Here is a 14,495-nt window from a genome sequence, read left to right on the forward strand (position 1 = left end):
TCTCTAACCTCCAATCGCGATTAACGGATCAATTTTAGCAATCGTTCGAATTGAAAATGCCCCGCCAATTAATGCAGATAAAATCAATAGTACACTAAACAAAATCATGCGTGGTCCATTAGTTGCATAAGGCATCGCTTCTGGTAAAAAGAGCACGGTAATTCCCGTTAAAGCAAGACCAATCGCCACTCCTAGAACAGCCAATAAAGCGGTTTGTAGCATGACTGCCTTTGCTAAGAAACTAGTCGGCACCCCTTGAACTTTTAAGACACCGAACATTGCTGTTTTCTGTAAAGTCATCACAAAGATAAAAATACCGATAATGAACGCTGCAATCACAATCAAGAAATAAATCATGCCATCCAAGGTCAAGTTTTGAGCGCTGTATCCTGGCAGTTTTTCAATAAAATCTGAAATTGAAAGAACTTGGCTGTCTTTATTAGTCGTTTTAACTTCCGCGTTGTCCTTGCTGCGAACAATGAAACCATTAACCATTTTGGCCATTGCTGGATTGTCACCATATTTAATTGACCGCCAAGTATCCAGAGAAGTGTAAATAACTGGCACAATGTTATAGCTACTTTTAGAAATAAAGCCGACAATTTCTAATTGCTCATCATATTTCCCTGCAGTTAATTTGTCGCCAATTTTAAATCCTTGATTTTTCAATGTTTCTGAAGCAATCACTTGATTTTTATCAGTAAATGCGTTTCCTTCAATCACTTTTGGCATTAAAAAACTTTCTTTTTCAATCCCAAATAAGCTAACATTCGTTAATTCAGCCTTTTTATCATCTGCTGGGCGGATGGCTAAAGATTGTTGACCAATCGGTGCAATTTTGCCTCCTGAAATCGTTTCTTTCACGTTTTCATCTAACACTGATACATTTAAATTACTATTGGCCTCTTTTGATAAAACCACTTGATTCGCTTGCCATTGATCTACGGCTAAACGATTTCCTTGAGCTAAACCGTTCGCTAAACCTGACAAAATAAAAATTAACCAAGCAATCAAGACCATTACTAAGACTACAAGGACGTACCGTCCTTTTGAATACTTCATTTCATTAAATCCTAAAAACATGAATGGTTCACCTCTTTCTTCTTTTCGAAATAAACTATATCACTTATCAATCGATAAATCAATAATTATTTATCAATTGATAAGTGAATTTTACAAAAAAATAGAGAAGTCTGTTTTCCAACAGGGCTTCTCTATTTTTTATTTGTGACTTTTCAGAACGCCATGTAGCATAAATTGAATAAATTTTTTGACATCGTCATCCACTGTTTTTCGCTGGTACGTTTTTTCAATACTTAATAATGCACTAACGTTATATAAAATAAACCGAGTTGCATCATCTACACTGATGCCCTCTTGTAAGCAATTGGTTTCAGGTTCACTTTCAAAAATAGCCGCAATATTATTGATATAGGTTTTTTTGAAAATTTGATACAGCGTACGATTGTAATCAGGGCCCATTTCTTGAAACATGTCGTTCAACATTAAGAAAAGATTGGTCGGATGTTCATCTAACAAAACTTTGATTAATTGATAAAGTTTTTCTTCTACTGATGCATTTCCAGAAACAATTGGGACTAATTCTTCCTGAACACGGGACGTTAATTCTTCAATCACAGCTAAATACAGTTCTTTTTTATTTTTAAAATGGTGATAGAGATTCGGTTGGGTAATGTTCGCTTTTAAAGCAATTTCACGAGTGGAGGTATTTTTGAACCCCTTTGTCATGAATAATTCAGAAGCGACAGACAAAATAATTTGCCGTGTACGTTCTAAATCAGCTTTGCGTTTATTTGGCTTTTCCATGGTTTTCTCGCCCCCTGCTGCTTTTTATTTTAGCATATTCTCCGGCAAGAAACGAGAGACCTTTATACAAAAAACGAAAAATATACAATCAATGTGCCTACTATTTGGAGAAGAATCGCGCAATAATACCACCGCTGCAGATGTATCAGCCAGCCTTTTTCGCCCCCAAAATAAATCAACCACTGCAGTCCAGATAAAAAACTATTAGCCAACAACCAAAAAAGCAGCGCCGATTTTGTCCATCGATTCTCTCTGAATACACTCAGTACAAATAAAGTATTTAGCACCAAAAACGTGCGCCGTAATTGCCGTACATTCCTCATTTTTCCATTGATATTTCTCCTTTTTCTATTTAGCATAGCAAAAAAAGAAGCAAAATGAGTCATTCTCATTTGCTTCTTTTTCAACTTATTCAAAAACAAATTGATTTTTATAAAGTTCCGCATAGAATCCATCTTGTTCAACTAGTTCATGGTGGTTGCCTTCTTCAATGACTTCACCGTCTCGTAAAACAATAATCCGATCCGCATTTAGAATCGTTTTCAAACGATGGGCAATCACAAAACTGGTGCGCCCTTTAATTGCTTCGTCCATCGCTTTTTGGATTTTAGCTTCTGTTACTGTATCAACATTACTTGTTGCTTCATCCAAAATTAATAATTCTGGATTGGTAATAATCGTTCGTGCAATACTTACTAATTGCTTTTGCCCCGTACTGAAAAGGTTATTCTCTTCCGTAATCTCAGTATCGTAGCCTTGCTCAAGATTTACAATAAATTCATGGATATTCGCTTGTTTCGCTGCTTGAACAATTTCTTCATCCGTGGCCTCTGGCTTACCAAAAGCAATATTCTCACGAATTGTTCCTGAAAATAGAACGGACTCTTGCAAAACAATGCCTACATGTGAACGCAAGCTATCTAAATCCATTTCACGAATGTCCACACCATCAAACGTCACGGCGCCTTCATTCACATCATAAAAGCGATTCATTAAATTCATAATCGTTGTTTTTCCTGAGCCTGTCGGTCCGACTAAAGCGACCATTTCACCTTTATCCACATGAATAGAAACATCTTTCAACACAGGCGTTTCTGGATTATAGCCAAAAACAACATGATTTAAAGCCACAGCTTTGTTAATCTCTTCTAATTTTTCGCCATTTTCGGGACGAATTTCATCTGGTTCATCAAACATCTCATTTAAACGACGAGCGCCTGTAACAGCTAATTGAATCATGCTATAACCTGAAGAAATTTGCATCAATGGTTGATAATATTGTTGGGAATATTGGACAAACATAACGACTAAACCTAGCGCAGCGGCACGATCAACAGAACCATTGATTGCTAACCAACCACCAAAGAAAATAACAATCGCCGTATTGACTAATGACATTCCTTGCATCATTGGGAAAAGTAATCCTGAATACACTTGACCTTTATACGTAGCGGCACGAACTTTTTCATTTTGCTCTAAAAAGCCGTCAATGGTTTCTTCTTGTAAGCCATTAGTAATAATCACACGTTGCCCACTAATTTTTTCATCCATATAGCCATTTAATTTACCCACTTCATCTTGCTGTAAATCGACATATTTGCGCGCCTTGCTAATCACAAAGACCGCAATTAAAATCGCAATCGGCGTAGAAGCAATTGTGGCCCATGCCAGTTCCACATTTTGACGGAACATCATGATTAAGACACCAACCAATAAAGCAATATTGGTTAATACTTGTAGCAACGCTTGGTTTAAACTGTTTTGGATGTTGTCTAAATCACTAGTAAAACGACTTAAAATTTCACCATCTTGATGAGAATCAAAGAAACGAATCGTCAATTTTTCTAATTTGTTAAACAAACCAATCCGCATGCGGTTTGTCGATTTCCCCACAACTTGTGTAAAGAGAATACTGTAAATGAAACTAGCGGCACTAGTTAAGACATAAAAAATGAGTAGTTTCCAAATGACAGAAACGAACGCACTTTTATCGTCTTTTCCTTGCATCACATTAACCGCATATTTCGCTAATTCCTGAATAGCTTCCCCAACGAATTGCGGCGCTTTGACTTGTAAATAAGTCGCTGCGAAAATTGCTAAGAAAATAAAGAGGAAAGAAACTTTGTAACGTTTTAAATAATGATAGAAAAATTTACTAGCTTTTATTAAATCAGTCATTAAGCTTCCTCCTTTCCTTTTTGAGTTTCGTAAATTTCTTGATACACGGGGTTCGTAGCTGCTAATTCTTCATGCGTGCCTTCCCCGACTAAACGTCCATTATCCAATACTAAAATACGATCTGCATGGACAACAGAAGAAATTTTTTGGGCAATAACGATCGTGGTAGTCTCTTTTAACTCTTTATCCAACGCTTCTCGGACTAACCGCTCCGAACGAGCATCCAACGCGCTGGTGCTATCATCTAAAATCAAAATTTTAGGCTCACCAATCACACCTCTTGTAATTGATAACCGTTGTTTTTGTCCACCAGAAAAGTTATTACTCCGTTCTTCGACGGGTGCATCATAACCTTCTGCTAATTTTTCAATAAATTCCTTGGCTTGGGCGATGCCTGAAGCCCGTTCCATGTCCGCTTCAGAAGCGTCACGTTTACCATGGCGTAGATTTTGCGCAATCGTTCCAGAGAACAGGATTGCTTTTTGCAACACAAAGGAAACTGTTTTTCGTAAACTGTGTTCGTTCACTTCTCGTAAATCGACACCACCAACTTCAATCTTTCCTTCTGTCGGATCAAACAAACGTGGAATTAATTGTGCCAATGTAGATTTACCAGCCCCAGTTGCGCCCACAATCCCAATCATTTCACCTGGCTGAATAGAGAAAGAGATGTCTTTCAAGGTATCTTCTTCATCCCCAGGATAACGGAAAGATACGTGGTCAAACTCAACACTACCAATTAACTCTTGTTCTGGGACTTTTTTGTAGGTAACATCTGGTTCTGTTTCCATCACTTCTTTAATCCGCTTAATGGAAACAGCGGCACGAGAAGTCATCATCATCATCATTCCGCCGATAATAATCGCCATCATGATTTGCATTAAATAGTTCATAAAGGAAGCGACACCACCGATTAAAGTTGGATCGTCCTTGACTAAGTTACTCACAAAGAAAATTGAGCCTACAACAGCTAAGTTCGCCACCAACATAAACGCTGGAATCATCACAGCAAATAAGCTACCTACGATTAAGTTATGGGTGGTTAATTCTTCACTCACTTTTGTAAAACGTGACAATTGATTTTTTTCTTGAACAAATGATTTGACGACACGAATGCCTAACAAATTTTCTTTTGCAATACCATTAATCTTATCAATCAAGTTTTGAATAATCATGAAATGCTTGCCCATTTGCGAAAAGGACAGCATAGAAATCAAAATAACTGCGATGACAAGTGCAACAATCACCCACCATAGTTGTGGCAAGGTTAGCATCGCTAAAATAAAACTCCCGATAAATAAAAAAGGAATTCTAAAAAGTGTCTGCAACGCAATCATAATGACATTTTGAATTTGAGTAACGTCATTTGTTAAACGAACAACTAAGTTACCTGCTGAAAATTTTTCGATATTGCCAAATGAAAAGGTTTGGATTTTGCGGAAAGTTGCTTCACGAATGTCAGCACTGACACCTTGGGCAACTTTGGCAGAAAAAATTGTATTAATAACCCCTGCAACGAGTCCTAATCCTGCAATGGCAATTAATTGAATCCCTAAGTTTTTCATTTTGTCGCTATCGTCATTCATAATTGCTTCCAACACTTGTTGTAACAATTTTGGTTGCCAAAGTGCTGAGACAACCATTACGATCACCGCCAACAAGGCAATAACTACCGAGCCTTTGTATTTTTTGGCGTGTTGAATAATAAGGTCCATCTTATCCCTACTTTCTTAAAATAGTTCCCTGCTTCTTCAGTGTTGGTCTGCGAATTCTTCCCCATTACAAAAAAATCAATTTGCTCATTGACTTCACCAATTTAACACTGTAAAATAAGGCCGATTCATAATTTACCATTTTTAGTGGTAAAATACAAGCGAACAAGTTAATTTTTCACAAGTTTTTCCTATCATAAAGTGTACCTTCTTTTTGATAAACTTACGAAGATAACGTTTAATAGGAGCTAAAATCATGGAACCGAAATTATCAAAAGACACGATTATTGCAGCCGCATTTTCTTTGTTAGAAAAAAGTCCCACTTTAGAACAACTTTCTATGCGTAAAGTCGCCAAACAGCTTGGTGTACAGGCGCCCGCAATTTATTGGTATTTTAAAAATAAGCAAGCCTTACTTCAAAGTATGGCTGAAGCGATTGAAGAGCACTTTCAAGAACCTGCATTATGTGGTGAATGGTATTCTGACTTACTAGCCTTCATGGAAAACTATTATGATCTCTATCAACAATTTCCCTGTGCCGTAGCTATCGAAATCCAAACCGTCCCTGCCTATCCCCAACGATTACGCCATTTGAATCAAATGATGGGCATTTTAAGAGAAGCAGGTTTTTCACCAGAAATGACTCATTTAGCAGTAACGTCTTTACAACATCTTTTATTTGGGATGATTATGGACGCAACGGAGGAAAAACAGCTCGTTTCGCAAGTATTGAACGGAGATGACTATTTAAAAGAACAAGTGCTGCACATGAAACAATATGTCTCCGACAATGAGTTAACGTACATGGAGGAAAGCATTCAATTTCGACACTCCATCCACCAAAAATCCGCCTTTATTCAAGCCGTTAAAACCTACTTAGATGGGTTGCAAGCAGACAACACATCTTCATCTAAATAAAAAAAGCCCTTGGTCCGTCAGTCATTTCGACTGACGGACCAAGGGTTAACTTTTAAAATAAATAGCGAAAACTACTTTCTCTATTTTGGTATTGGTAGCCAAGCCAAGGCTTTTTGAATCCATTCATCCCAGAACACCCAGTCATGTTCTCCTGGTCCAGTTTCAAAAGTGTAACTTGCCTGTGCCTGTTCCAACGCTTGAGCCATCTGTTGATTAGCAGAAAGTAACATATCTTGTTCCCCACAACAAAGGTAAAATTGGGGCATTTCTGTTTGGCTTTCTACTAATTGTTGTAATAAATACAGCGGATCGTGAATGGAACCTTCAATTTGATCTAACGGGCCAAAAATACCTTCCCAATAGCTTCGCTTACGGACTTTTAATAATTCCCCAAAACTAGTGGATGATAAACTGACTGCCCCAGACAAAGAAGCAACGGCTGCAAAAGATTCTGGTTTCGCTAATCCTAATTTCAAGGCGCCATAACCACCCATTGACAAACCAGCGGCAAAGGTTTTTTCTCGTTTTGTACTTAACTGCGGAAAGAGTTGATGACAAATTTTCGGTAATTCTTCTGAGATAAACGTCCAATAGTTCATATCGTATTGCGTGTCCGTATACCAAGCTAAATCCGTGGACGGCATAATGACAGCAATCCCCAAATCAGCGACATACCGCTCAATAGAGGTTCTGCGAGCCCAGACACTGTGATTCCCTCCCATCCCATGTAATAAATACAACACGGGAATATCTGTCAATGCTGCTTGGGTACTTGTGCCCACTTTTTTTACCGTTTCTTGTGGTAAAATTACGTTCACATTCACTTCCATTTCCAATAAATTTGAATAAATATTTGCTTGTAAAAAGGCCATCTACTTTTCCCTCCAATACTCTTTCTATTAGTGTACCACTAAACCTTCACTCGTTGCGCTTTTGCGAAAATATTTAACAAAAGAGCGACAACAACTAAGCCCGCACCGACTAAGTAAACATTATGCAGACCTGCATAGAGGATACCGCGTAATGGTTTTAACAATGCAGTTGGAATTAAATTTGCAGTATGTGGATTCACTAATTGATTCATGACATCTGCATCGACGTTTAACGCGCTCGCTTCCAATTTTGCAAACATTCCTGCATTTAAAATCACACCAAAAATTGACACCATCACAGTCTGCCCAATTGTACGCACCAACGTATTAAACGATGTTGCAACCCCCATTTTTTCAGGCTCCACTGTACTTTGTGCGGTCACCGTAGTCGTTGTGATAGTAATCCCAAAACCAACTCCTAAGACAGAAGACACTACAAAGAAAAGCCAAAACGGAACGGCCATTGGCATTACCACTAAAAAGATGGCCCCGACTAATAGAATCGATAACCCAATCGTTAAGACTTTTTTCATAGCATATTTTTCCATAAAGCTACTTGCTATAAATGATCCAGCCATCCAAAGTAACGACATAGGCGCTAAAACTAAGCCACCAATTCCTGCACTTTTTCCTAAGACGCCTTGCATCCACATCGGAATGTAGACATCAATCCCCATTAAGAAACCGCTAATAAGCGCCGCAATAAGATTTACTAAAACAAACGTTGGTTGATTAAATAAATGCAAATCAATCACTGGGTCTTGCGCGCGTTTTTCTATCATCACAAACGCTACAAAAAAGAGCACACTCAAACTCAAACAACCAAATGTTACTAATGTAAAACCATTATCGCTAATCATTTGAAAACCTAGCAATAACGTTAGCAACACTGCCATCAAAGTAACGCTGCCCAAAATATCCATTGGCATCTTGGTCCGTTCCCGCTTTGGTTCAACTAAGAAAATACTAATCAAGCCCAATAAAACAAGTCCAATAGGAACATTAATGAAGAAAATCCAATGCCAACCGACTGTATCTACAATAAAACCACCTGCTAACGGACCAAAAATACTAGCAATTCCCCAGGCGGCACTGTTTAAACCTAAAATTTTCGCTCGCTTGTCCAATGTATACATATCGGCAATAATCGTTAACGCAACTGGTAAAATTGCGCCTGCCCCCACACCTTGAATTGCGCGGGCAATAATTAAAGTCAACATATCTTGAGCAAAGCCACACAACGAGGAGCCCAAAATAAAAATGATAATGCCAATCATGAAGACAGGTTTACGACCAATTTTATCCGCAAGTTTCCCATAAATCGGTGTTAACATCGCATTCGTTAATAAATAAATTGAAAATACCCAGTTCATAATTTCCATGCCATGTAACGAGCCGACAATCGTTGGCATCGCAGTAGACACAATGGTCCCTTCAATGGCTGTCATAAATGTTGCCACAAAAACACTCACCGTGACTAACTTAACATTTGTTTCTTTTGCCATTTGTTCACATCCTTTTCTATTCAATTGTCAATTTTCTAAATTGCTCCATAGCTATTCTATACAAAAAAGAACAAAATGTCTTAAAAAAATGCTTTTTCATAAAAAAATTATTGCAAAAAAAAACAAGAAGTCAGCCAATACTTGGCTGACTTCTTGTTTTTTTTATTTAATTATTCAGCTAAACTAGCTTTTAACGCTTCAACTTTATCTGTTTGTTCCCAAGGTAAATCAATATCTGTTCGACCAAAATGACCATAAGCCGCAGTTTGTTTATAAATTGGGCGACGTAAATCTAGCATTTCAATAATACCTGCTGGACGTAAATCAAAGTTTTTACGAACTGCTTCGATTAATTTACTTTCTGGAAGATCACTCGTACCAAACGTATTAATAGAAATAGACACTGGTTGCGCCACACCAATTGCATAAGCTAATTGGACTTCTACTTTTTTCGCCAAACCAGCAGCAACAATGTTTTTCGCGATATAACGCGCAGCATAACTAGCAGAGCGGTCAACTTTGGTTGCATCTTTTCCAGAAAAAGCACCGCCGCCATGACGAGCATAACCGCCATAAGTATCAACGATAATTTTACGACCAGTTAAGCCGGCATCTCCTTGAGGGCCACCGATTACAAAGCGACCAGTTGGGTTGATAAAGTATTTTGTTTCATCATCTAAAAGTTCATGAGGAATCACCTCATTGATTACTTGTTCTTTAATATCTTTTTCGATTTGTTCTAAGGTTGTTTCATCATCATGTTGTGTACTGATGACAATCGTATCCACACGTTGTGGTTGACCTTGATCATCATATTCCACTGTTACTTGAGATTTTGCATCAGGACGTAAGTAAGGTAAGACTTTTTCCTTCCGCAATTCTGCTAAACGGCGAACCAAACGATGACTTAACGCGATCGGTAATGGCATTAATTCCGGTGTTTCGTCAACGGCAAAACCAAACATTAAGCCTTGGTCACCAGCGCCAATATCGTCTTTTTCATCTTGATCACGCACTTCTAAGGCTGCGTCAACCCCTTGAGCGATATCAGGTGATTGCTCATCGATTGCTACAAGAACTGCGACAGTCTCTCCATCAAATCCATATTTTGCTCGTGTATAACCAATATCTTTCACAGTTTGACGAACAATTTTTTGGATATCTACATAAGCTGTTGTAGAAATTTCTCCAAATACTAGGACTAAACCAGTTGTTACGGATGTTTCACATGCCACGCGGGCCATCGGATCTTTCTCCAAAATCGCATCTAAAATTGCATCACTGACTTGGTCAGCTACCTTATCTGGATGTCCTTCTGAAACGGATTCTGATGTAAATAAATGTCTTTCTGTCATAATGTTATTCCCCCTAAATAGTTTCGGTTACAAGGCATCTTTAGTAAGTAACGACAATTACTTGCTAAATCCTTTCGGGAACTTGTAACAAAAACAGTATACCAGATATCTAAAAAAAAAGCTTAGGTTTTCAAGAAAATCATTAAATTACCTATATTTGCTTTTCCTATAACAAGAAACTTCCAGCCCCTTTCATCTGAGCTGGAAGTTTCTTGCTACTGTAAAATTTTCTCCGCGATAAAGTGTGTATATTGCTCGCCGCCTGCCACATTTGGATGAACTCGGTCATCATAAAACCAATCATCATGGGCGTTACTATAATTAAACCAGTCAATGACCGTTAAGTTATCGTATTTTTTGTCCATTTGACTAAGTAAACTATTCACTTGATTTTGCCATCTTCTAGTTGGGACGCGAACATTAATCCAATAAACTTTTCGATTACCTAACGCTTTCATAAATTCATCAAATTGTGCCTCTGTAAAAGGACCATTCGTACCTAAACTCACTAAAACAGTATCTTTGAGCATTTTCTTTTTGTCTAGTTCACCAATTAGTGAAATGCTACTATACAATTGACGGCCCACTTCCCCATCGATAATCATTTTAGGGAAAATATCTTGTAACCCGCTAGCACCATCTAGAATAACAGAATCACCAATAGTTGTGATTTCTAAATTCTGCGCTTTTTTTACTTGCTCTGGTGTGAGTTGTGTGGGTAGAACGTCTTGGCTTTCACTCGGTTTTGTACTACTTTCTGTGGACGTGCTACTATTTTTCGTGCCACTTTCTTGGACTTCTTTTTTACGTTCTTCAATTTTTTGCTGATTTTTCGCAATATTTTTTTCTAGTTGCTCTTGTTGCGCACTTTTAGCGTTTGCTGGAGCCACAATTAAACCGAATACTGCAATCACGCTAATCACTGTCATAAAGGCCATTGTCCCTTTTTCACGAAGGTCCCACGGTTTCCGTAAGAATTCAGTGAATTGAGTCCAGACATCCTTATAAGACAATCGTGTCAGTGGATGTTCGATAAAACGATATGACAATTCGCTCACTACTAAAATTAATGCTATTTCAACCAATGAATGTAGAAAAACATGGTCCGATAAGGTCTTAATTTTGGCCTCATAAAAAATCATGATTGGGAATTGATACAAGTAAATGCCATAACTCCGTTTACCTATCCACGTAAAGACTGGATTCGTTAACCAACGATTCATATCTGCCCCTGGATGTGCAGTGACGGCCACTAAGACAGTGGCTGCCAAACTAATTAAAAACATGCCGCCATAATAAACAAAATTTGTATGATCTGATAATGTTAAAAAGGCTAACACTAAAAGAATTAAGGCACTTAAACCAGCGCCATTTAAGATTTTTTTAGAGGCTTCTGGAATTTCTTCTTTCAAACGTGTGCTTGGCCAAACATACGCCAATGCACTACCTAGTAAAATAGAAAAAACACGTGTGTCTGTTCCATAATAGACACGTGTAGGATCTGCGCCAGGAACATATAAAACGGCCATCAGCGTCACCGAAATTAAGGCGCCGATTAAAACTAAGCTGAAAATTCGACCGCGCTTACGAACAAAGCGTTCCAGAAGAATAAAAAGTAATGGCCAAATTAAATAATTTTGCGCTTCAACTGCCAATGACCAAATATGTACAAATGGCGATTGTGTCGCAAATCCATCAAAATAAGAAAACCCTTTAAAAATTTGCCACCAGTTGTTGTAATAAAAAATACTACTAGCGACAACGCTGCGAATATTGTTTAATAAATCCTGCTGAAAGAGTGTAATATAACTAACTGCACTTAAAAGCATCACAATTAATGCTGGATACAGCCGTTTCATCCTTCGCACATAAAATCCTTTTAAATCAATGGTCTGATTTTCTGCCCATTCTTGCCGCAACAAGTCGTTAATAAGATAACCTGAAACAACAAAGAAAATCGGAACACCTAAGTAGCCACCTCGCATGACTTGGGGAAAAAGGTGATACAAAATCACGCCAATTACAGCGATCGTCCGAATGCCATCAAAACCTGTAATATAGCGTTTTTTCTTGCTATTTGCTGTCTGATTCATTTGTGCTTTCCAACTTTTCTATAAAATTATTCTTTTCCTTTATTTAAAGAAGCAAGTAACTTTAATATACGTTTTTTCCTAGGAAATGGCAAGCAAACTTTGTCTCCTTTAGGCTTTTTTTACAATTCAAAAAACCAACATTTTTTAAATTGTAAAAAAACAACCAAAGCTTATGAAAATCACTCATAAGCTTTGGTTGTTTACTCATATCGTTTTCGTTTAGATGAAGATGGAATCCCTAAGGCTTCACGATACTTTGCCACCGTTCGCCGGGATATTTCCATGCCTGAATCTTTTAATCGCTCGACTAATTTTTGATCAGATAACGGTTTACTTTTTACTTCTTGATCAATTAATTTTTGTAGTTGCTTTTTAACCATCGTTGTTGAGACATCCTCGCCATCTTCTTCTGATGAAAGAATACTTGTTGAGAAGAATGAGCGCAATTCAAAGACGCCAAACGTGGTTTCTAGATATTTTCCATTGACCGCACGACTAACTGTCGATTCATGAATAGACAAAGCATCCGCAATTTCTTTTAAAGTCATTGGTTTTAATGGCCGATCTGCTTCTAAAAAGAAGGCTTCTTGACGGCGCACAATTTCTTGCCCTACACGTAAAATTGTATCCCCCCGCTGATTCACTGCGCGCTCTAACCATTCAAATTCGTTTTTCTTATCCTTAATATATTCTTGGACTTCTTTGTCGTCAGTCTCTTGCATTCGTTTGAAATAATTTTCTTGAAAATTTAATGTCGGTCGACTAGCTTTGTTGGAAATCACCACTATTCGATCTTCCTTGATTCGGACAGTTAAATCTGGTCGAATATACAATTCCTCGGTCGCATCAAAAATATTCCCTGGCGCTGGCGATAACGTTTGTATATAATCAAAAATCAATTGAATTTCTGCTAATTCAATCCCGAATTTTTTAGCTAACGGGCCCCATTTACGACTCACTAAGGCATCAAATTCTTCCTCCAATAAAATATACGCTAAATTAGGCGCGGTATCGTCTCGTTCTGTTTGTAGCATCAAACATTCTTGTAAATTGCGTGCCCCCACACCTGCTGGATCTAGCTGTTGTAACAAAGTTAATGCATCTAGCATTTGAATGGCGCTTGCTTCGGTTTTCTCTGCCGCTTCTTCTAACGAAATCGTTAAATAACCATTCACGTCTATATATTCTACTAAAAACAATACCAATGTTCGCAAGTATGTATCGCGGTAATTCAAATGAATTTGATCAATTAAAGACTCAAATAATGATAAATGATAGTCTGGAATTTGATTCATATAATTATTTTCTTCGTCTTGGTTGGTGTAAGAACGACTAGTTATCGGAAAATCTGTGGTGTACTGCGTGTCTACTTGTAAATCAATTAATGGATTCTCTAGTGCTTTCGCTTCAACAAAGGCAGCCAGTTCTTCCGTATTAAATTGTAAAATTTGAATGGATTGTTGAAGTTGTTGAGTCATGGCCAACTTCTGGACTTGTTTTTGTTGTTGGGACATTCGTTGCTCAAATTTCATTATTTTCGTCCTCCCTCTTGTAATTTTTGTCAATATCAGCTAAACTAGTATTCGTGCCGCGCCCTTAGTGTAGTGGATATCACGTAAGATTCCGGTTCTTGAGACGGGGGTTCGATTCCCTCAGGGCGCGTTATTTAAATATGTTGATTTATCAACGTTTCTGGACACTCTTTATTCATCTAAAGAGTGTTTTTTTCTTGTTTAGGAATGATTTTTCTATCCGTAGTTTTTTCAAATGTTGCTTGTGGCAAGCTCAATCGCACTTAACGCGACAACATTTGTTCTGCTTCAGCTACAAATCCAATAAGGTTAAAATTCCTCCGTTCCTATTGTAACGCATAACGTTTCCTTTTTCTATCTGCTAAACAAAGTATTGCGACAAGCAAACACCTGCTTCTCTCTTAAAGATCCCTTTCTGATTATATAGTAAATTGCTTTTAATTTGTTAATTATTTTACCTAAAACTTGATACCCTAATTAAATAAAGAACCTGGGGCAAAAA

10 protein-coding genes, 1 tRNA gene and 1 riboswitch are annotated in these 14,495 nt (G+C 37.7%); of the genes, 2 read left to right on the top strand and 9 right to left on the bottom strand.

Annotated features, from left to right (window positions below; all coding sequences use genetic code 11):
- Positions 1-3: 3 nt before the first annotated feature.
- From IGL80_RS11040 to erfC, 4 genes are all read right to left on the bottom strand, one after another.
- Positions 4-1,083 carry an ABC transporter permease gene (locus IGL80_RS11040; protein WP_002355665.1) on the bottom strand — a complete coding sequence of 360 codons (1,080 nt, stop codon included), beginning with the start codon at positions 1,081-1,083 and terminating at the stop codon, positions 4-6.
- Positions 1,084-1,221: 138 nt separating this feature from the next.
- The gene (locus tag IGL80_RS11045) at positions 1,222-1,827 is read right to left on the bottom strand and encodes a TetR/AcrR family transcriptional regulator (RefSeq protein WP_002355664.1); all 606 of its coding nucleotides are present in this window, start codon (positions 1,825-1,827) and stop codon (positions 1,222-1,224) included.
- A 408-nt stretch (positions 1,828-2,235) separates the two neighbouring features.
- Positions 2,236-4,005, bottom strand: a complete 1,770-nt coding sequence (erfD, locus tag IGL80_RS11050) for a multidrug ABC transporter ATP-binding protein/permease ErfD (protein WP_002358756.1) — start codon at positions 4,003-4,005, stop codon at positions 2,236-2,238.
- Positions 4,005-5,720 (bottom strand): multidrug ABC transporter ATP-binding protein/permease ErfC, encoded by a 1,716-nt coding sequence (erfC, locus tag IGL80_RS11055; protein WP_002355662.1) that lies wholly within the window; start codon positions 5,718-5,720, stop codon positions 4,005-4,007. Before erfC ends, erfD begins: the two co-directional genes overlap by 1 nt.
- Before the next feature lie 253 nt (positions 5,721-5,973).
- On the opposite strand from erfC, the gene IGL80_RS11060 reads away from it, so the two are divergent.
- The gene (locus tag IGL80_RS11060) at positions 5,974-6,636 is read left to right on the top strand and encodes a TetR/AcrR family transcriptional regulator (RefSeq protein WP_002358755.1); all 663 of its coding nucleotides are present in this window, start codon (positions 5,974-5,976) and stop codon (positions 6,634-6,636) included.
- An 80-nt stretch (positions 6,637-6,716) separates the two neighbouring features.
- On the opposite strand, the gene IGL80_RS11065 is transcribed toward IGL80_RS11060, so the two are convergent.
- The 5 genes from IGL80_RS11065 to rpoN form a co-directional block, all read right to left on the bottom strand.
- Positions 6,717-7,508 (bottom strand): alpha/beta hydrolase, encoded by a 792-nt coding sequence (locus IGL80_RS11065; RefSeq protein WP_002358753.1) that lies wholly within the window; start codon positions 7,506-7,508, stop codon positions 6,717-6,719.
- 38 nt (positions 7,509-7,546) lie between these two features.
- Positions 7,547-9,013 (bottom strand): MDR family MFS transporter, encoded by a 1,467-nt coding sequence (locus tag IGL80_RS11070; protein WP_002358752.1) that lies wholly within the window; start codon positions 9,011-9,013, stop codon positions 7,547-7,549.
- Between the two features lie 170 nt (positions 9,014-9,183).
- Positions 9,184-10,368 carry a methionine adenosyltransferase gene (gene metK / locus IGL80_RS11075; RefSeq protein WP_002355656.1) on the bottom strand — a complete coding sequence of 395 codons (1,185 nt, stop codon included), beginning with the start codon at positions 10,366-10,368 and terminating at the stop codon, positions 9,184-9,186.
- Positions 10,366-10,461: riboswitch (SMK box riboswitch) on the bottom strand. It overlaps the preceding gene by 3 nt.
- Before the next feature lie 122 nt (positions 10,462-10,583).
- Positions 10,584-12,461, bottom strand: coding sequence for an acyltransferase family protein (locus tag IGL80_RS11080; protein WP_002358751.1), 1,878 nt, complete (start codon positions 12,459-12,461; stop codon positions 10,584-10,586).
- A 200-nt stretch (positions 12,462-12,661) separates the two neighbouring features.
- Positions 12,662-13,993 (bottom strand): RNA polymerase factor sigma-54, encoded by a 1,332-nt coding sequence (rpoN, locus tag IGL80_RS11085; protein ID WP_002358750.1) that lies wholly within the window; start codon positions 13,991-13,993, stop codon positions 12,662-12,664.
- Positions 13,994-14,051: 58 nt separating this feature from the next.
- Between rpoN and IGL80_RS11090 the strand changes: the two genes are divergently transcribed.
- A tRNA-Arg gene (locus IGL80_RS11090) sits at positions 14,052-14,123 on the top strand.
- Positions 14,124-14,495 lie beyond the last annotated feature (372 nt).

Source organism: Enterococcus sp. DIV2467a (genome assembly GCF_050532945.1).
GTDB classification, from domain to species: domain Bacteria; phylum Bacillota; class Bacilli; order Lactobacillales; family Enterococcaceae; genus Enterococcus; species Enterococcus faecalis.

Excerpts from the sequence above, each read along its gene's own strand:
- IGL80_RS11040 (WP_002355665.1), bottom strand. The coding sequence starts at position 1,083 with ATGTTTTTAGGATTTAATGAAATGAAGTATTCAAAAGGACGGTACGTC.
- IGL80_RS11045 (WP_002355664.1), bottom strand. The coding sequence starts at position 1,827 with ATGGAAAAGCCAAATAAACGCAAAGCTGATTTAGAACGTACACGGCAA.
- erfD (WP_002358756.1), bottom strand. The coding sequence starts at position 4,005 with ATGACTGATTTAATAAAAGCTAGTAAATTTTTCTATCATTATTTAAAA.
- erfC (WP_002355662.1), bottom strand. The coding sequence starts at position 5,720 with ATGGACCTTATTATTCAACACGCCAAAAAATACAAAGGCTCGGTAGTT.
- IGL80_RS11060 (WP_002358755.1), top strand. The coding sequence starts at position 5,974 with ATGGAACCGAAATTATCAAAAGACACGATTATTGCAGCCGCATTTTCT.
- IGL80_RS11065 (WP_002358753.1), bottom strand. The coding sequence starts at position 7,508 with ATGGCCTTTTTACAAGCAAATATTTATTCAAATTTATTGGAAATGGAA.
- IGL80_RS11070 (WP_002358752.1), bottom strand. The coding sequence starts at position 9,013 with ATGGCAAAAGAAACAAATGTTAAGTTAGTCACGGTGAGTGTTTTTGTG.
- metK (WP_002355656.1), bottom strand. The coding sequence starts at position 10,368 with ATGACAGAAAGACATTTATTTACATCAGAATCCGTTTCAGAAGGACAT.
- IGL80_RS11080 (WP_002358751.1), bottom strand. The coding sequence starts at position 12,461 with ATGAATCAGACAGCAAATAGCAAGAAAAAACGCTATATTACAGGTTTT.
- rpoN (WP_002358750.1), bottom strand. The coding sequence starts at position 13,993 with ATGAAATTTGAGCAACGAATGTCCCAACAACAAAAACAAGTCCAGAAG.